The sequence below is a fragment of the Azospirillum sp. A26 genome (genome assembly GCF_042604635.1).
Classification (GTDB): Bacteria; Pseudomonadota; Alphaproteobacteria; order Azospirillales; family Azospirillaceae; genus Azospirillum; species Azospirillum palustre.
Genome location: NZ_CP170476.1, coordinates 21,021 through 38,204, shown reverse-complemented (window position 1 = coordinate 38,204; position 17,184 = coordinate 21,021). Strand labels below are relative to the sequence as shown.

The 17,184-nt window shown below is 70.3% G+C and carries 15 protein-coding genes; 10 read left to right on the top strand and 5 right to left on the bottom strand.

Going from position 1 to position 17,184, the window contains the following annotated elements:
* Positions 1-18 precede the first annotated feature (18 nt).
* The 4 genes from ABNQ39_RS31030 to ABNQ39_RS31015 all read left to right on the top strand — a co-directional run bounded on the left by ABNQ39_RS31030 (position 19) and on the right by ABNQ39_RS31015 (position 4,707).
* Complete coding sequence (locus tag ABNQ39_RS31030) at positions 19-870, top strand: phosphate/phosphite/phosphonate ABC transporter substrate-binding protein (RefSeq protein WP_376965816.1); 852 nt, start codon at positions 19-21, stop codon at positions 868-870.
* Complete coding sequence (locus ABNQ39_RS31025; RefSeq protein WP_376965814.1) at positions 867-3,638, top strand: hybrid sensor histidine kinase/response regulator; 2,772 nt, start codon at positions 867-869, stop codon at positions 3,636-3,638. The genes ABNQ39_RS31030 and ABNQ39_RS31025 overlap by 4 nt, the downstream gene beginning before the upstream one ends.
* A 141-nt stretch (positions 3,639-3,779) precedes the next feature.
* On the top strand, positions 3,780-4,172 hold the full coding sequence (locus ABNQ39_RS31020; RefSeq protein ID WP_376965812.1) for a hypothetical protein: 393 nt from the start codon (positions 3,780-3,782) through the stop codon (positions 4,170-4,172).
* Between the two features lie 160 nt (positions 4,173-4,332).
* The gene (locus tag ABNQ39_RS31015) at positions 4,333-4,707 is read left to right on the top strand and encodes a response regulator (RefSeq protein ID WP_376965810.1); all 375 of its coding nucleotides are present in this window, start codon (positions 4,333-4,335) and stop codon (positions 4,705-4,707) included.
* A gap of 54 nt (positions 4,708-4,761) precedes the next feature.
* Here the strand turns inward: ABNQ39_RS31015 and ABNQ39_RS31010 are convergent, their stop codons facing one another.
* Positions 4,762-5,964 (bottom strand): NnrS family protein, encoded by a 1,203-nt coding sequence (locus ABNQ39_RS31010; RefSeq protein ID WP_376965808.1) that lies wholly within the window; start codon positions 5,962-5,964, stop codon positions 4,762-4,764.
* A gap of 132 nt (positions 5,965-6,096) precedes the next feature.
* Here ABNQ39_RS31010 and ABNQ39_RS31005 point away from each other — a divergent pair, with 132 nt between their 5' ends.
* Positions 6,097-7,329 (top strand): winged helix-turn-helix domain-containing protein, encoded by a 1,233-nt coding sequence (locus tag ABNQ39_RS31005; protein WP_376965806.1) that lies wholly within the window; start codon positions 6,097-6,099, stop codon positions 7,327-7,329.
* A gap of 168 nt (positions 7,330-7,497) precedes the next feature.
* Here the strand turns inward: ABNQ39_RS31005 and ABNQ39_RS31000 are convergent, their stop codons facing one another.
* From ABNQ39_RS31000 to ABNQ39_RS30985, 4 genes are all read right to left on the bottom strand, one after another.
* Entirely contained in the window at positions 7,498-8,583 is a 1,086-nt protein-coding gene (locus ABNQ39_RS31000) for a sensor histidine kinase (RefSeq protein ID WP_376965804.1), read from the bottom strand.
* A gap of 96 nt (positions 8,584-8,679) precedes the next feature.
* The gene (locus ABNQ39_RS30995) at positions 8,680-10,380 is read right to left on the bottom strand and encodes an ABC transporter ATP-binding protein (RefSeq protein WP_376965802.1); all 1,701 of its coding nucleotides are present in this window, start codon (positions 10,378-10,380) and stop codon (positions 8,680-8,682) included.
* Positions 10,377-11,177 (bottom strand): ABC transporter permease subunit, encoded by an 801-nt coding sequence (locus ABNQ39_RS30990; RefSeq protein ID WP_376965800.1) that lies wholly within the window; start codon positions 11,175-11,177, stop codon positions 10,377-10,379. The genes ABNQ39_RS30995 and ABNQ39_RS30990 overlap by 4 nt, the downstream gene beginning before the upstream one ends.
* A gap of 16 nt (positions 11,178-11,193) precedes the next feature.
* Positions 11,194-11,958, bottom strand: a complete 765-nt coding sequence (locus ABNQ39_RS30985; protein WP_376965798.1) for an ABC transporter permease subunit — start codon at positions 11,956-11,958, stop codon at positions 11,194-11,196.
* A 370-nt stretch (positions 11,959-12,328) separates the two neighbouring features.
* Between ABNQ39_RS30985 and ABNQ39_RS30980 the strand changes: the two genes are divergently transcribed.
* From ABNQ39_RS30980 to pcp, 5 genes are all read left to right on the top strand, one after another.
* The gene (locus ABNQ39_RS30980; protein ID WP_376965796.1) at positions 12,329-13,048 is read left to right on the top strand and encodes a hypothetical protein; all 720 of its coding nucleotides are present in this window, start codon (positions 12,329-12,331) and stop codon (positions 13,046-13,048) included.
* Between the two features lie 104 nt (positions 13,049-13,152).
* The gene (locus tag ABNQ39_RS30975) at positions 13,153-13,830 is read left to right on the top strand and encodes a hypothetical protein (protein WP_376965794.1); all 678 of its coding nucleotides are present in this window, start codon (positions 13,153-13,155) and stop codon (positions 13,828-13,830) included.
* A gap of 215 nt (positions 13,831-14,045) precedes the next feature.
* Positions 14,046-14,927 carry an RNA polymerase sigma factor RpoH gene (rpoH, locus tag ABNQ39_RS30970; protein ID WP_098736116.1) on the top strand — a complete coding sequence of 294 codons (882 nt, stop codon included), beginning with the start codon at positions 14,046-14,048 and terminating at the stop codon, positions 14,925-14,927.
* A 112-nt stretch (positions 14,928-15,039) separates the two neighbouring features.
* A complete protein-coding gene (locus ABNQ39_RS30965) occupies positions 15,040-16,515 on the top strand; it encodes a glycosyltransferase (RefSeq protein WP_376965792.1) in 1,476 nt (491 codons plus the stop codon).
* A gap of 20 nt (positions 16,516-16,535) precedes the next feature.
* Entirely contained in the window at positions 16,536-17,183 is a 648-nt protein-coding gene (pcp, locus tag ABNQ39_RS30960) for a pyroglutamyl-peptidase I (protein WP_376965791.1), read from the top strand.
* Position 17,184: the final 1 nt, after the last annotated feature.

Below are 17,184 nucleotides of genomic sequence, written 5' to 3'. Positions count from 1 at the left end.
CGTGGGGATTCAAACGCCATGACCAAGCGACTGTTCGTCTGCCTCGCCGCGCTCTGTTCCGCCATGTTGTGCGGCCTGGCGGCCACCGCGCCGTCCCCGGCGCAGGCGGAGGAGCAGGCGTTCCGCATCGGCATCGCCCCGCACACCAGCGCCCGCGTCATCATCGAGCAGTACCAGCCGGTCCGCCGCGCGGTGGAGGCGGCGCTGGGCCGGCCGGTGGAGATCGTGACGGCGCCCGACTTCACCGCCTTCGCCCGCCGAGCGGTCGAGCAGGAATACGACATCGCCGTGACCACCGGCCATCAGGCAGAAATGCTGCGCAAGGATGCCGGCTACCTGCCGCTGCTGACCTACAAATCGGACTTCCGCGCCGTGCTGGTGACGGCGGCCAAGGGGCGGTACCAAACGGTGCAGTCGCTGGCCGGCACCACCGTGCTGGGGCTCAGCCCGTCGTCGCTGGTCACCCTGTGGGGCCAGCACTGGCTGGCCGAGCAGAAGCTGCCGAACATCCAGCTGCGCTATGTCAGCGCCGCCGACAGCGTGGCCCAGCTGATCCTGGCCGGCGACGCGCCGGCCGGCTTCATGTCGCTGGCCAACCGCGCCAAGCTGGCGCCGGAGGTGCAGGCGCAGCTGTCCACCATCGCCGAAAGCCGGTCGATGGCCGGCCGCGTCTACATGCTGAACGGCAAGCAGGCGGCGGTGCTGGAGCCGCTGCGCAAGGCGCTGTTCGCCTTCGGCGAAACCACGGAGGGCCGGACCTATTTCGACGCCAACCAGCTGGGCGGCTACCGTCCGGTCACCGACGAGGAGCTGGAGGCGATGGAGCCGCTGGCCGACGAGGTCCGGAACGTCCTGAAGGCCGGGAAATGATCCTGTCCCGTCTGGCGCCCTGGAAGACGCTGCGCGGGCGGATGCTGGCCGCCGCCATGGCGGTCGAGGCGATCATGCTGACCCTGCTGGTCGCCAACAGCGTGCGCCTGCTCTACGGCAGCCTCGCCGAACAGGCCAAGCTGCATGCGGAACAGGTGGCGCCGGTGCTGAACGCCGCCCTGGTGGCGCCGCTGGCCCAGCGCGACTATGCGACCCTGCAGGCGGTGCTGGACGAAAGCCGCTCCACCGGCGGCGTGCTCTATCTCGCCGTCGCCGACAGCAATGGCAAGCTGGCGGCGACCAGCGGCTGGCCGCAGGACCGCAGCCTGCCCGCCCCCGACCCGGCGCTGACGCTGGACGCCAAGGACGGCATCGCCCGCTATGACGTGACGGTGCCGGTGTCGCTGGCCGGGCAGAAGCTGGGCACGGTGCAGTTCGGCCTGGATCTGGCCCACATCGTCCAGGCCCGGCGCGACCTGCTGACCCAGGGCATCGCCATCGCCCTGTCGGAGATCCTGCTGTCGGCCGGGCTGCTGACCCTGCTCGGCCTGTGGCTGACCCGCCATCTGGCGGCGCTGGCACGGGCCAGCGAACGGGTGGCGGCCGGCGATTACAGCCCGCCGGCGCTGGCGGAGGGCGACGACGACATCGGCCGGCTGGGGGCCGCCTTCAACACCATGTCCCACGCCATCAAGGAGCGCGTCGACCAGCTGACCGTGGCGCTGGACGAGCAGGAGGCACTCGCCCGCGATGTGGAGCATGAGCGCGCCCGCCTGTCGGCCCTGCTGTCGGCGATGGATTTCGGCGTGCTGTTCGTCGGCGGCGACGGGCGCATCGCCTATGCCAACCCGGCCTTCTCCGCCCTGTTCGTTGTTGCCGGGGCGCCGGTCGGCCACCGGCTGGACGAGACGCTGGCCAATGCCGGGAATGCCCCGCGCGACACCGACCACACGCTGCTGTCGGCGGTGGACAGCGACGAGCGGCGCGAGATGACACTGACCGACGGGCGCATCGTCAGCTGGCACAATGTGCCGGTGCGCAACGCTGCCGGGACCGCCATCGGCAAGCTGTGGCTGTGCATCGACGTGACCGAGCCGCGGCGCGCCGCCGAACAGCTGCTCCAGGCCAAGGAGAAGGCGGAAGCCGCCAGCCGGTCGAAGACCGAATTCCTGGCGACCGTCAGCCATGAGCTGCGCACCCCGATGAACGGCGTGCTGGGCAACCTGACCCTGTTGACCGACGCCGCCCTGCCGGCGGAGGAGAAGCGGCTGGCCGACGTCGCCCGCCGGTCGGCCGAAACGCTGCTGCGGCTGCTGGACGACATTCTTGACCTGTCGAAGCTGGAGGCCCGCCGCATCGACCTGGAGGAGGCCGACTGCGCCCTGCCCCAGCTGATCGACGGCGTGCTGGAGGTGCTGCGCCCCAACGCCACCGACAAGGGGCTGGAGCTGTCGGCCCGGCTGATGCCGTCGGTGCCGGAGGTGATCGTCACCGACCCGGCCCGGCTACGCCAGATCCTGTTCAATCTGGTCGGCAACGCGGTGAAATTCACCGAAGAGGGCCACATCGCCGTGCGGGTGCGCCGGCTGGACCGCGCCCCTGCCGGGTTCGTTCCCGATGACCGCCCGGACTCCTTCCTGCTGGAGTTCGAGGTGGAGGATACCGGCATCGGCATCGCGCCCGACTCGGTGCCGACCCTGTTCGACCGCTTCACCCAGGCCGACAGCTCGATCACCCGGCGCTATGGCGGCACCGGGCTGGGGCTGGCGATCTGCCGCGACCTCTGCCTGCTGATGGGCGGCAGCATCGCCGTCGACACCGCTCCCGGCCGCGGCAGCGTCTTCCGCTTCACCATCGTCGCCAGCCCCGGCGATCCGTCGGCGTTGCGCCGCATCGACGCCGGCCACGGCACCAGCCTGGGCGAGGCCGCGCGCGTCGCCGCATTGCCGCCGCTGCGCGTGCTGGCGGTCGACGACATCGAGGTGAACCGCGACATCGTCCGCGGCATCTTGGAACGCGCCGGCCACAGCGTGGCCCTGGCCGCCAGCGGCGGCGAGGCGGTGCGCATGGTGCGCGACCAGCCCTTCGACCTCGTGCTGATGGACATCCAGATGCCGGGCATGGATGGGCTGACCGCCACCCGCCGCGTGCGCGAACTGCCCGGAGACAAGGGCAGCGTGCCGATCCTGGCGCTGACCGCCCATGCGTCGGGCAGCTCGCGGCCGGAATGCCTGTCGGCGGGGATGAACGGCTTCGTCACCAAGCCCTTGCGTCCCGCCCTGCTCTTCGCCGAAATGGCTTCGGTGCTGGGCAACGGCCAGGGCGGCCAGGGCGGCCAAGGCGGCAACGCCCTGCCCCCCGTTTCCCAACAGGCCACACCCAAGCCGGCCGCTCCCGAATCCCCCTCTCCGAAGGCTGACATGACCGATATCCCGGACGCCGACCTGTTGGACGAAGAGCAGGTGTCGCTGCTGCTGGAGGTGCTGACGGCCGACGACTGGACCGCCTCCATCGCCGGCTTCACCGAGAATGGCCGCAAGACCATCGACGGCCTGATCGCCCAGGCCCGCGCCGGGGAGCCGCACAACCGCACCGCCCACACGCTGAAGGGCACCTCGCTCAATCTCGGCGCCGCCGCCCTCGGCCGGCTGGCGAAGGAGTTGGAACACGCCCCCGCCGCCGCGGTTCTGGAACAGGAAGGACGGCTCTACGACCTGCTCGACCGCTCGCTCGCCGTCCTGGCCGCACGCACGCCGACCGCCATCTGAACGGATCGCCATCTGAACGGATAAGCCGACGGTTGGGCAGCACCCATCGGGCAGTGGCGGCCTCCACATCCGGACAGGTGGGCATGGCACAAAAGCTTCCCTGAAGCGTTGATCCATCAGGACAATGACCAGAGAGGCACCATGAGCGAGCTTGCGGACGATCTCGACCAATGGACCGGCGCGCGGTCCGGGGTGAGGATTGACCGGGTGCGGCCGGCGGTTCGCCAGGCGATGACCGCGGCCGGTTTCACGCCGATGGATTTGGGCGACGGCAGCCATGCCTGGTATCGCCGGTCCGACGACGGCACCCATGCGATGATTTCGCACAACAACGCGCTGGACGGCGACCCGGCGGTCAAGGACTGGATCGTCGGCCAGTATGGCGAGCGCGGCGGTTTCGTCGAGGTCGGCGGCCTGCCCCTGGCCCGTGCGCTGCAAGGGGCCGACGTCCTGCCCTCGCCGGTTCGGCCGGACGGGTCGCTGGTGGAGGCGCTCTACCCCTCCCTCCAACAGGCACTTGATGATCTGGGGTGATAGTCCAGCCCGAGCTTGCGGATGGCCCAATGGGCGATGACCAAGGTCGGGGTGGACAAGCGGACGGCTGAACGGAAAAGCTCACGCCGGTTGCCGGATGGGATTACGACCCCCATCTGTCCGCCGACCACCGCTTTGACCAGCAGCGAGCCGCCTGTCCATGGAAGCCGACCGATCCAAGCCCCTGCGCATCCTGCTCGTCGAAGACGAACCGCTGGTGGCCATGGCCATAGAGGATTCGCTGGAAGTCCAGAATGTCGTCGTCGTCGGCCCCGCCGGCACGGTGGCGGAGGCGCTGGACCTGATCGCCAAGGGCGGCATCGACGCCGCCCTGCTCGACGTCACCCTGCGCGGTGAGCGCGTCGACAGCGTCGCCGACGCTCTGGGCACCAAGGGTATCCCCTTCGTCTTCACCACCGGTCATGGCGCCGCCGGCCTGCCGCGGACCCATCAGAACCGGCCGGTCCTGACCAAGCCCTTCCGCGAGGTCGAGATGACCGACGCCATCGACCGCTATTTCCGCGGCGGGGCGTAACGCCCCGCCCCGCACCCCAGTCACTCTCCCCAAGTCACTCGCCCCCTGCCCTGCTCAGCCCGGCCGCCCATCGGCCCGCGGCGACAGCAGGACCGGGGCGTAGGCGACGAGGTACAGGGCGAAGGCCGCGACCCAGGCGTAGCCCGACCATTGCAGCGCCGCCCACACCCAGTCCACCGGCAGCACAGGCGAGGCGGTGCGGCCGACCGCGGCGACCGTCAGCAGCACATAGGCGGCGACCGTCGCCCGCGACACCGTCAGCGGCCGCCCGGTGTGGCCGAGCGAGGCACGGCTCATCACCGCCAGGATCAGCGTGGCGAAGGCGCCGACCGTCATCGCATGGGTTCCCGCCGCAGCCGGCAGACCGGCCAGGGCATGCAGCCCGCGCAAGGTCAGCGCCACCGGCACCCACAGATAGCCGACATGCAGGATCCACAGGATCGGCGAGCGCCAGGCTTTCCAGCCCTGCCAGCCGGCCAGCCGCACGGCATGGGCCACCGCGGCGGCGAGTGCGATCAGTCCGGTGACCGCCGACTCCGGGGCCAGCATCGTCGCCGGGATCAGCGCCAGCGTCAGAACCAGCGTCGGCCGCTCCACCATCGGCCAGGACCGCACGCCGAGGCCCGCCTTGCCGAGTCCGTTGCGGGTGAAGGCCGGCAGGATGCGCCCGCCGATCACCGTCACCATCATCAGGATGATGCCGAGCCCGAGCGCGAAGCCGGCATCCGCCCCGCCGTCGAGCATCTCCAGCCAGTCCAGATGGATCAGCACATTGGCGGCGGTCAGCAGCCCGATCAGGATCAGGAAGGCGCTGTTCCGCCACTTGCCCGCCTTCACCAGCGGCCGGCCGAGCGCGATGCCGAGCCCCGGCAGGAAGGCGATGTCGATCACCGCCGCCACCGCTTCCGGCATGCCGGTCCAGGGGAAGACGGCGACGCGGCCGGCGATCCACAGCGCCGCGAGCGCCATCAGCGGCGCGCCGGACACTGCCTTGGTCCCCGTCCAGCTCGGCACCGCGGTCAGCAGGAAGCCGGCGACGGCGGCCACCACCATGCCGAACAGCATCTCATGCGCATGCCAGGCGCTGGCGCCCGCCGCATGCTCCGGCCATTCCCCGGTCACCAGCACGCCCAGCCAGGCGGCCAGCAGCCCGACCGCGGCCACGCCGCTGAACAGGAAGAAGAAGCGGAAGCCATACTGGAACAGGATCGGGATGGCGGGGCCGTCGTCACGGCCGGCAAGACTGGGGGAGGACATGGACAGAAACTCCGCAGGACGGGTGCTGCAATGCAGGATGACCGTCAGCCTGCGCGCAGCCCCTCCACGCCGCCTTGACGAAAATCAAACGCATTCTCAAGCTGGCGTCCCTTCCAACCTCCCTCCGAACCCATGCCCCGTCCAGACAGCCTGTCCCTGCGCGAGGCGCGTCGTGTCGCCATCGCCGCCCAGGGTTTTCCCAGCAGCCCCGCCAACACCGCCAACACCGACACGGTCGAAGCCCGCCATGCCCGGCGGCTGATCGGGCGGCTGGGGCTGGTGCAGATCGATTCCGTCAATGTGCTGGTGCGTTCCCATTACCTGCCGCTCTTCTCGCGGCTCGGTCCCTACGAGGCGGCTCTGCTCGACCGGTTGGCCTATGGCGGCAAGCGGCGGGCGCTGTTCGAATATTGGGGCCACGAGGCCTCCCTGATCCCGGTTGAGCAGCAGCCGCTGTTCCGCTGGCGCATGGCGCGGGCCGAACGCGGTGAGGGCACCTATGGCGCGCTGGCGCGCTTCGCCGTCGAACGCCGGCCCTACATCGAGTCGGTCCTGGCGGAGGTGGCGTCGCGCGGACCGATGGGGGCATCCGAACTCAGCGAGGCCGGGCGCGGGGCCGGCGGCTGGTGGGGCTGGAGCGACGGCAAGCGGGCGCTGGAGTATCTGTTCTGGGCCGGCCTCGTCACCACCGCCGGCCGGCGCGGGTTCGAACGGCTCTACGACCTGCCGGAACGGGTGCTGCCCGCCGCCGTTCTCGACACCCCCACCCCGGAGGAGGCGGAGGCTCAGCGCGCCCTGCTGCGCATCGCCGCCCGCGCCCATGGCGTGGCGACCGAGCGCGACCTGCGCGACTATCACCGGCTGGATGTCACCGACGCCCGCCTGCGCATCGCCGAGCTGGTGGAGGCCGGCGACCTGCTGCCGGTGACGGTGGAGGGCTGGGACCGCATCGCCTACGTCACCCCCGACCTGCGCATCCCGCGCAAGGCGGCGTCCCGCGCCCTGCTCTCCCCCTTCGACTCGCTGATCTGGGAGCGACAGCGCACCGAGCGCCTGTTCGGCGCCCGCATCCGGCTGGAGATCTACACCCCCGCCCACAAGCGCGAGCATGGCTATTACGTCCTGCCCTTCCTGATGGACGAGCGCATCGCCGCCCGCGTCGATCTGAAATCCGACCGCAAGGCCGGCACCCTGCTGGTCCAGGCCGCCCATGCCGAACCGCATGCCCAGGCCGATGCCGTCGCCCCGGCCCTGGCGGCGGAGCTGCGCCGGCTGGCCGGCTGGCTCGGTCTGGAGCGGGTGACCGTGGTCGGTGCCGGCGATCTGGCGCCGGCCTTGGCGGGGATGCCGGGCGTTCTGAACTAAACCGCACGGATCCCCCTTCCCCCCCCTGGGGAGAGGGTCGGGGTGAGGGGGATGCACAAGGTGGATTCTCGGGACTCCTCGCCACGCTCCCCCCTCACCCTAACCCTCTCCCCGCTTTCAGCGGACCGGAGGTCCGCCTGTAGCGTCAGCGCAAACTTCGTTTGCGCGTTAGAGGGGGGGAGAGGGGATCTTGCTCCGCTCCGGCGGAAAGCGCAGCCGCACCGTCGTCCCGCGCCCCGGTGCGCTGTCGAGGGCGATGCTGCCGCCATGCAACTCCACCAGCGCGGCGGTCAGCGGCAGGCCGAGGCCGGACCCATGCTGGGCCACCGTCATCGGATCATGGGCGGGGTCGTGCAGCTGCGCGAAGGCGGTCAGCGCCTGCGGGATGCGATCGGGCGGCATGCCGCGGCCGTCGTCGGCGACCGCCAGGACCAGACCGCCATCCGCCTCACACTCCGCCGACACCGTCACATGGCCGCCGGCAGCGGTGAATTTCAGCGCGTTGCCGACGAGGTTGGTCAGCATCTGCCGGACCAGCGACGGGTCGGCCCACAGAACCGGCAGATCGGCCGGCAGGTGGGCGGACAGGGTCACGCCCGACCGCTCCGCCCGGCCCGCCATCATCGACAGGGTGGCATCGACGATCAGGGCCGGCGGGCACTCCTCCTCATGCAGGTCCAGCCGCCCGGCCTCGATGCGGGCAAGGTCGAGCAGGTTGTTGATCAGCTCCAGCATATAGCTGCCGGCCGCAACGATCTGTTCCGCCGCCTCGCCATAGCGCGGGCTGTCGGGCGGTCCCAGCAGCCGGTCGCGCAGGATCTCGGCGAAGCCGATGACGGCGGTCAGCGGCGTGCGCAGCTCGTGGCTCAGGTGGTGGACATACTCGGACTTGCGGCGGTTGGCCGCGGCCAGCTCCAGCGCCTGGGCCTTCAGGTCGGCACGGTCGGCCGCCCCCTCCACCAGGATCAGGTCGCAGTCCGGCACAGGCCCGATGCGGGCGGTCAGCGCGAGCGGCGGGCCGCCGGCTCCACGGATGGTCATCGCCCCTTCGGTAACCGCCACCGGTCCGGCCGGTTCGACTCGCAGGCTGCCGCCGACCGCATCCGGGTCGAGCAGCGCGCGGGCCGTCCCGTTCAGCCAGACCACGCCGCCATCCTCCGCCCGCGCCAGCCACAGTGGCGTGGCGAGCCCGGCCAGCAGCTCCAGCGCCGGCAGACGGTTCAGATCGGGCATAGTGATGGACAGGGACGGCATCGGCTCCCCGGCGGCAGGCGTTCAGGATGAGGAAACTTGCGTCCTGAAAGGATAACACAATGGCATGAAAACAGCCAGCCGTTGAGTTGACCTTGCTCACCCGTCCGCCGGCGTGTCCCAGTAATGGCAGGCCACATGGTGGCCGGGCGCCACCTCCTCCAGCGTCGGAACGGCCTGGGCGCAGAACTCCCGTGCCAGCGGGCAGCGGCGGCGCAGCGGACAGCCGGCCGGCTGGGCGAAGGCCGACGGCGCGTCGCCCTCCAGCGCCGGGCGTTCGCCCTGCGCCGCCGCCAGCATCGCCCGGCTGTAGGGGTGCAGCGGCGCCGTGCGCAGCGTTCCGGCATCGGCGCTCTCCACCACCCGGCCGGCCAGCATCACGACGCCGCGATGGGCGTCGCGCAGCCCCTCGTCATAGCGCTCGGTCGCCAGGATCAGCGACAGCCGGCGGCGGTCGCGCACCGCCATCAGCGTGTCGAGGAAGGTTTCGCGCTCCTCCGCCGACAGGCTGGATGCCGGCTCGTCGGCGATCAGCACGCGCGGCTCCGACAGGATGGCGCGGGCGAGGCCGGCATGGGCGGCCTCCGCGACGCTCAGCGCCGACGGCCAGCGGAGCGCCGCTTCCGGGCGCAGGCCGGCCTCCTCCAGCGCCTCGTCGATGCGGTGGTCGCGGCGGTCGGCGGCGATGTCCGGACGCAGGCTCTCCAGCACGAGGCCGAACTGGGCGCCGAGCGTCATCGCCGGGTCGAAGGAGGCGGCCGGGTCGGGGAACAGCGGTTGCAGGTCGCGCCGGGCGCGGCGCAACCCAACATGATCGGGGTCGTTGGCGTCAGCCGCAGCCGGCGGCGCCGTGGCCGCCATCAGGTCGCGGCCCATCCACACCACCGCCCCCGCCGTCGGCGGCGGCAGGCACAGCAGCGCACGGGCGAGCGTCGCCTTGACGCTGCCGGTCTCGCCCAGCAGAGCCAGCGTCTCACCCGTGCGCAAATCCAGATCGATGCCATGCAGCACCGCCAGCGACCGCGCCTCTCCCCGCGGACCGGGGGCGAGCGGATAGGACATGCCGACGCCGCGGGCATGCAGGCGGGCGGTGCCGGGCGGCTCCAGCGGCGTCAGCGGTTCGGTCCGCGCCGGGCCGGGCGGCAGCAGACGGGCGCGGCGCAACGCCAGCACCCGGTCGGCCGGACCGGCCAGCCCATCCTCCGGCCGTCCGGCCAGGATCAGCGCCACCCCGTCGGCCCGGGCCCAGTCGGCCAGCCGGTGGAGAAGCCGCAGCCGCACCGTCGGGTCCAGCCCGGCGGCCGGCGCGTCGGCCAGCAGCACCGCCGGCCCCACCGCCACCGCCATGGCGAACAGGCAGGCCCAGCGCAGCGAATCCGACAGCTGTTCGGGCGGCAGGTCGAAGCGCCGGGCGGCGGCGGGAACCCCCATGCGGTCGAGCCCGTCGGCCATGCGGCGCAGCGACGACCGCAGATCGAGCCCCAGATGGTGGCCGACCACCTCCGCCACCTGCAGGGCCAGCGGCCGGCGCGGCGCCAGCCGGCCGCCCTGGGCGATCAGCAGATTCCCATCGATGCGGGCGCTCCCCGCCATGTCGACGCCGGCCGGCAATTGCCCGGCGAGCGCCCCCAGCAGGGCGGTCTTGCCGCTGCCGGCCCCGCCGGTGATGGCCAGAACCTGCCCGCGCTCCACCCGCAGAGTGGCGCGGTCGAGCAGGACGCGGTCGCCCAGCATGAGGGTCAGCGCCTCGGTCTCGACCGGCGTAGGCTTCGCGGCCCCAAGGACGGATGCATCGGTCATGGTTTGCGCTGTCCGGCCGCCATGCCGTCGGCGATGGCGCAGGCGGCCCAGAGGGCGAGCGCCAGCAGCAGGGCCGGCGGGACGAAGGCCACCGGGTCGCCCAGCCGCGCCGCCAGCCCGACCGAGGCGCCCCAACTGCCCAGGGCCGGCGGCAGGCCGAGGCCGAGCAGGCTGGCGAAACTCTCCGCCGCCAGGACCCGCGGCAGGGCCAGCACCCCGGCGGCCAGCAGCGGGCGCGTCAGGTTGGGGATCAGGTGCCGGCGCACCACCTCGCCTTCCGGCAGGCCGGCGGCGCGGGCGGCGGTCAGGAACTCCGCCCGCATCAGGCTCGACAGCTCGGCATGGGCGAGCGCCGCGACCGCCGGTGCCGCCGTCAGTGCGGTGACCAGCGCCAGCAGCCAGACCGGCCCCATCAGCCCGCCGGCGAGCGGAACCAGCAGGGCGAGCGGCCAGCCGGCCATCCGCTGGGCGGCGGCGATGGTGCGCCGCTCCGCCCGATTGCCAGCCAGCGTGCCGAGCATCCCGGCCAGCAGCGCCCAGCCGATGCCCAACAGCCCGCCCAGCACCGCGGCCAGCAGGGCGAAGGACAGGCTGCCCCGCCCGTCGAGCAGCGCCGCGGCGACCGGGTCGGCGTCCAGCCGGTGCACCGCGCTGCCGTCGGCCATCAGCGGCGCCGCGGCGCAGGCGAGCGCCAGAGCGGCGAGGATGGCGGCACCCGACAGCCCGCGGGCGAAGCCGGCACGCGGGGTCTCCGGCGGAACCGGATGGGAAAGCGGCGGTTGGTCGTACTCGGCCATCGGGGTCCTTTTTCGGTCACGCCCCTTCGTAGGGCGTGGAGCTGTGGTTGGCCGGGTCTATCCAGTCGCGCACCCCGAGGCCCAGCGCGTTCAACAGGGCAGTCAGCCCGCCCAGCGCCACCAGGACCGGCACCGCACCGGCGGCCGATCCGGCGCGGGCGGCATCGACCATCAGCGCCCCCGCCCCCGGCAGGTCGAGCAGGCTTTCCAGCGCCACCGCGCCGACCATCGCCGCCAGCACCGCGGCGCGCAAGCCTCCCATCACCGGGGCGACCGCCTGCGGCAGGGCGTGGTGACGCAGCACGGTGCGCTCGTCCAGCCCCAGCCCGCGGGCCATCCGCACCGCCCCACCCTCCGGACCCGGACCCAAGGCGCGGCCCATCGCCGGGCGCGCCAGCCGGGCGGCTTGGCAGGCGGCGGGAATCGACAGGGCGGTCCAGCCCAGCGGCGCCGCCGACGCCCCGGCCCGCACCGCCAGCGCGGCGACCGCGGCCAGCAGGAATCCGGGCAGCAGCGGCCCGGCTCCGGCCAGCAGCCGGCCGACCAGCCCACCGGCCGACCGCGGCGCGACCGCGGCCCAGGAGCCGGCGAGCGTGCCCAGCGCGGTTCCGACCGCCAGCGACGGCAGCGTCAGCAGAAGCGTCACCGCCAGCCCGCGCAGCAGCGCCATGGCGGCATCCGGCTGCGGCGCCACCAGCGCCGACAGCCCCACCCCCGCCACCATCGGCAGGACGGCGGTCGGCACGGCATCGATCAGGCGGCGGATCACGGGACGCGGCATCTGGGCAGGGGGACCGGTGGGGAAAGGACCAAGAGATGGAGAGACATGCGACCGTAAGCGCCCCTCCCCCGCCGGGCAACAGAATTAGCGTTGGGCGGTGACTCCCGGCTCTGGAGCCGGACAAGGGGAACAGGGGGGAGGCCCGGACCTCTGAAAGACGCGGAGCATTTGAGCGCGGGAATCCCTGGTTGCTCGGCAGCCCTCCGAAAGCAAATCCGCAACACCCGCTCCTTCGGTGTAGGAATGGGTCTGGAAGCAACCCATTGTTTCGGATTCGAAATAAAAATTATTTTTTATATTCACCAAATTCGTGATAAACGTATAAGTTGAATATCAAGGGCGTCTTCCGCCACAAATTGGACAGAGAAAAGTGAACATCCTCAGGAACATGTTACGGGCTGCCGCCCTGGTTGCGATGGTAGGAAGCAGCGTACCAGCCTTTGCGGACAGCATCGCCTCCGAGATTCCCATCGGCGCGACCTACGAAGGAAGTGTCAAGGTCTCACGAACGCAGATCCCCCTTCCTCCCGGTAAATGGACCGTAACTGCCCTTAACGAGAGCAGCAACAATCAATTCAATACCACTGCCACCGTTTCGATGTTGAACATCGTCAATGGGCGTCTACAAGGTTACATCTCGGTGTCCACGAACGTCGATCTTGGGCGAAATGGATGGCAAACGCACAGTTTTTGCTTCCGAAAAGACATATATTTTCTCCAATTCGATTCGGCTTACCAACGGGAGCAAGCTTGCTGGGGAATCAATCACCACATATTTTCACCAACGAGCAATCACTCTCCAACCTACGGTAAGAACGTTCAACAAACTTTAGCCGAGAAGGGCATTGATATGCCCAAGGTGATGATCAACACGCTGTTTCGTTTGGCGAACGAGCACACATACTTGAATTACGAAGTTCTTTTGAATCCGGAGTTTTATGGATTCTCTTCTACTGGAGAGAGCAATTGGGCTAGCAGCCCTTGGCACAAGGACCTCATCGCCAAGGACCCGAAGCGCCAGCAGTTCCTCGAACAGGTAAAAGAGCAGTACCAGAGCTTTTATCCGATGCTGAAGAGCCAATTCCGCTGAGTTGGGGAGAGATCGTGACCAAATTCCTTCGAGCGGTTACCCTGCTCATGCTGTGCCTAGGAGTACAAGCCTGTGCTTCGATTACGACAGGAACCACACAGTCGGTGGCTGTCGATACCACACCGGTCCAGCAGGCCACCTGCACGATGCAGAATGAGAAAGGACAGTGGACGGTCATTCGCACTCCCGGCGTCGCAACGGTCTCAAAGGCGTACGGACCGTTGTCGGTACAGTGCCGGACCGAAGCCGGGCATGCGGGATCGTCGTCAGTCAACTCGACGACGGCAGGCGCGGCATTCGGTAACATCATCGTCGGCGGGATCGTTGGTGCCGCCGTCGACATGGGATCCGGGGCCGCGTACCAGTATCCACCCCAGATTCTCGTCTCGCTATCGTCGCCGGCAAGCTCACCGGCATCCGTCGGCGGAGCCATCGTTTCGGCGGCAGCGCCCACGTCCTCCCAGACGCTCGTCATTTGCCGCCTTGGGAAGGTAGAGGAATACCGGGACGAGACGTGGTGCAAAGAGGCAGGTGGCAAGGCGATCCGCGTCGGCCCTCACCAGCAGCCAAGCACCTCGACGATCGCCTCCGTTGTGCCACCATCGGCGGGTGGTCATTCCATCGGCACCCCCCTCGCACCGAGCAATGCGATGCTGGCCCCCCCCGCTCCGATGGCGACGGCTACGCCGCAAAATGTCGGCACCTGCTATCTGCCGGATGGCAGCAGGGAGTCATTGGTGAAAGACGCATGCATGGCGAAGAAGGGCTTCATCGGAGCCTGACGGCCTCGGGAGACGCCGAGCATCACACGCCCGGCGCCGCCTGGAGTCCATTGTCGTCAATCTTCAATCCGCCCCTGAACCTCCTATACCCGACCGCCGCGCTTGACTTACAGCACCAGTTTTGTACTATATGCCTGCCTGCTCCGCCGGAGAGGCCTGGGCCCGCCGCCTTGGGGGTCCTGAACCCGTCATATCGCTTTGCACGAGGATGTGACATGAGCACCGCCATTGCCCTCCGTTCGCCCGATTCCGGCGAATCCCTGTCCCGCTACATCAACGACACGCACCGTTACCCGGTCCTGACGGCCGAGGACGAATACATGCTGGCCAAGGCCTGGACCGAGCATGGCGATGTCGATGCGGCGCACAGGCTGGTCACCAGCCACCTCCGTCTCGTCGTCAAGATCGCCGGCGGCTACCGCGGCTACGGCCTGCCGCTGTCCGACCTGATCGCCGAGGGCAATCTCGGCCTGATGACCGCCGTCAAGAAATTCGAACCCGAACGCGGCTTCCGCCTGTCCACCTACGCGATGTGGTGGATCAAGGCCTCGATCCAGGATTACATCCTGCGGTCCTGGAGCCTCGTGAAGATCGGCACCACCGCCGCGCAGAAGAAGCTGTTCTTCAGCCTGGGCCGCCTGAAGCGGAAGCTGGGCGAGTATGGCAGCGGCGACCTGCACCCCGACAGCGTCACCAGCATCGCCACCGACCTGTCGGTGCCGGAGGATGACGTGGTCGCCATGAACCGCCGGATGTCGGGGCCGGTGGCCTCGCTGAACGCGCCGATGAGCGCCGACGGCGATTCGGGCGAATGGCAGGATCTGCTGGCCGACGAGCGTCCGTCGGTGGAGGAGTCGCTGGTCGAACGCGGCGAGGCCCGTCAGCGCAGCGCCCTGCTGCACGAGGCGATGGCCGTGCTGAACGACCGCGAGCGCGACATCCTGACCAGCCGCCGCCTGTCCGACAGCCCGCTGACCCTGGAGGATCTGTCGGTCCGCTACGGCGTCAGCCGCGAGCGCATCCGCCAGATCGAGGAAAAGGCCTTCGAGAAGGTCGCCCGCCAGACCCGCGTCCTGGCGGCGGCCGTCGCGGCCTGACCTGCCTCTGAACCGAAGGCTGCTTTTGGAATCCGCGCCAGCTTCGGCGGACGGCATCGTGTAACCCCTCCATCAGCGCCGGCGGTTTCCGCCGGCCTCGTGGAGGCGGCCCATGTCGAAAACCATTCCCCGCCCATATCCTGAGCGCTCCCGGCGTCCTGCGCCGGCAAGCACGACCGAAACCGGTTTCGAAACCGGTTTCGCCACGGCGCTGCGCCTGCATCGGGCCGGATGCTGGGCTCAGGCGCTGGCGGTCTATGACCGGCTGCTGGGCGACTCGCGTCTGCCTGCCGCGCAGGCGGCGCACGCCTATGCCAACCGCGGCGCGGCCCTGCGCCGGCTCGGCCGGGCGGACGAGGCGGTGTCCTCCTGCATCGAGGCGCTGGTCCGCTGCCCCGACATGGCCGAGGCCTACGCCAACCTCGGCGCGATTTTGCAGGAGGCCGACCATCCGCTGGCCGCCCTCGACGCCTGCCGCCGGGCCATCGCGCTGGCCCCCGATCTTCATGCCCCCTATCTGGCGATGGCCCATGCCGGGCAGGACTGCGGCGACCACGGCGGCGCGCTGGCCCTGCTGCGCCGCGCGGCGGCCCTCGCCCCGGCAACGCCCAGCGTGCGCTACAATCTGGCCGAGGCCCTGCTCCAGCATGGGTTGTTCGGAGAGGGCTGGCAGGCGTACGAGGCGCGCTGGCAGGCACGGGAACTGGCGCTGGCCCGGCCCGCCTGTGCCAAACCCGAATGGACAGGACAGGACATCGCCGGCAGGACTCTGCTGGTGGTGGAGGAACAGGGATTCGGCGACACCCTGCAATTCGCCCGCCTGATCCCGCTGGTGAAGGCGCGCGGCGCAGGGCGGATCGTCCTGCATTGCCGGGCTCCGCTGGTCCGGTTGCTGACCGGAATCGAGGGCGTCGATGCGGTGACCGCCGCCCTGCCCGATCCCGGTGCCTACGATCTCCGGGTGCCGCTGCTGTCGCTGATGCAGCGGCTGGCGGTGACGCCCGACCGCATTCCGGCGGCGGTGCCCTATCTCACGCCCCCGCCGGATGCCGTCCGGCATTGGACCGGAGCCCTGCCGGAGACAGAGGATTTGCGGGTCGGGCTGGTCTGGGCCGGCGACCCGCGGTTGGGCCATGCCGCCGCCAGCCGGACCGACGCCCGCCGCAGCCTCGCCCTTGTCCAGCTCGCGCCGCTGCTGACGGTGCCGGGCGTGTCCTGGGTCAGCCTGCAAAAGGGACCGGCGGCGGCTCAGCTGGACAGGCCCGCGATCTTCGACCCGATGCCCGGAGTCACCGACTTCGCCGACACCGCGGCCATCGTCCGGCAGCTCGACCTCGTGATCGGGGTCGACACCGCCGTCGTCCATCTCGCCGGCGCGCTGGGCGTGCCGGTGTGGGTGCTGTCGCGCTTCAGCGGCTGCTGGCGCTGGCTGCTCGACCGCGACGACAGCCCCTGGTACCCGACGCTCCGCCTGTTCCGCCAGCAGCGCCCCGGCGATTGGGCGCTGGTGGTGGCGCGGGTGCGCGAAGAGCTGTTGCGTGCGGTGCGGCTCCCCCGCCATGATCGCGGTCCGGCTCGAACACGATGAAATTCCCCACGGAGTCCGCGATGCCCACCGTCCTTCTGACCGGCTTCGAGCCGTTCGGCGGCGAGCCCGTCAACCCGTCCTGGCAGGCGGTGCGGCAGTTGGACGGCTGGGAGTGCCGCGGCCACCGTGTCGCCGCCCGGCTGATGCCCTGCGTGTTCGGTGCAGCGCTCGACGCGCTGGAGCGCGCGGTGGTGGAAACCGATCCGATGGCCCTGCTCGCCGTCGGACAGGCGCAGAGCCGGGCGGAGCTGTCGCTGGAGCGGGTGGCCGTCAACCTCGACGACGCCCGCATCCCCGACAATGCCGGCAACCGGCCGGTCGATGCGCCGGTGGTGGCGGACGGCCCCGCCGCCTATTTCGCCAGCCTGCCGATCAAGGCGATGGCGGCCGCCCTGCGCGACGCCGGCATCCCCGCCGGCCTGTCGCACAGCGCCGGCAGCTTCGTCTGCAACCACCTGTTCTACGGCGCCTGCCATCTGCGGGCGGTGCGGCGGCCGGGCCTGCGCGTCGGCTTCCTGCACATTCCGCTCGCGCCGGAGCAGGCGGTGCGCCACCCCGGCATGCCGTCGATGTCCATCGACCAAGTGGTTGCCGGCCTGCGCATCGCCGTGGACACGCTGCTGGCGACCGGCGAGGACCGGCATGAGGCAGCCGGCACGCTGGAGTAGT

What these genes read in the sequence shown, in the direction of transcription:
- ABNQ39_RS31030 (WP_376965816.1), top strand. Translation starts at nt 19, where the DNA reads ATGACCAAGCGACTGTTCGTCTGCCTCGCCGCGCTCTGTTCCGCCATG.
- ABNQ39_RS30995 (WP_376965802.1), bottom strand. Translation starts at nt 10,380, where the DNA reads ATGACCGATGCATCCGTCCTTGGGGCCGCGAAGCCTACGCCGGTCGAG.
- ABNQ39_RS31010 (WP_376965808.1), bottom strand. Translation starts at nt 5,964, where the DNA reads ATGTCCTCCCCCAGTCTTGCCGGCCGTGACGACGGCCCCGCCATCCCG.
- ABNQ39_RS31020 (WP_376965812.1), top strand. Translation starts at nt 3,780, where the DNA reads ATGAGCGAGCTTGCGGACGATCTCGACCAATGGACCGGCGCGCGGTCC.
- ABNQ39_RS30985 (WP_376965798.1), bottom strand. Translation starts at nt 11,958, where the DNA reads ATGCCGCGTCCCGTGATCCGCCGCCTGATCGATGCCGTGCCGACCGCC.
- ABNQ39_RS31015 (WP_376965810.1), top strand. Translation starts at nt 4,333, where the DNA reads ATGGAAGCCGACCGATCCAAGCCCCTGCGCATCCTGCTCGTCGAAGAC.
- ABNQ39_RS31005 (WP_376965806.1), top strand. Translation starts at nt 6,097, where the DNA reads ATGCCCCGTCCAGACAGCCTGTCCCTGCGCGAGGCGCGTCGTGTCGCC.
- ABNQ39_RS30990 (WP_376965800.1), bottom strand. Translation starts at nt 11,177, where the DNA reads ATGGCCGAGTACGACCAACCGCCGCTTTCCCATCCGGTTCCGCCGGAG.
- ABNQ39_RS30965 (WP_376965792.1), top strand. Translation starts at nt 15,040, where the DNA reads ATGTCGAAAACCATTCCCCGCCCATATCCTGAGCGCTCCCGGCGTCCT.
- rpoH (WP_098736116.1), top strand. Translation starts at nt 14,046, where the DNA reads ATGAGCACCGCCATTGCCCTCCGTTCGCCCGATTCCGGCGAATCCCTG.
- pcp (WP_376965791.1), top strand. Translation starts at nt 16,536, where the DNA reads ATGCCCACCGTCCTTCTGACCGGCTTCGAGCCGTTCGGCGGCGAGCCC.
- ABNQ39_RS31025 (WP_376965814.1), top strand. Translation starts at nt 867, where the DNA reads ATGATCCTGTCCCGTCTGGCGCCCTGGAAGACGCTGCGCGGGCGGATG.
- ABNQ39_RS31000 (WP_376965804.1), bottom strand. Translation starts at nt 8,583, where the DNA reads ATGCCGTCCCTGTCCATCACTATGCCCGATCTGAACCGTCTGCCGGCG.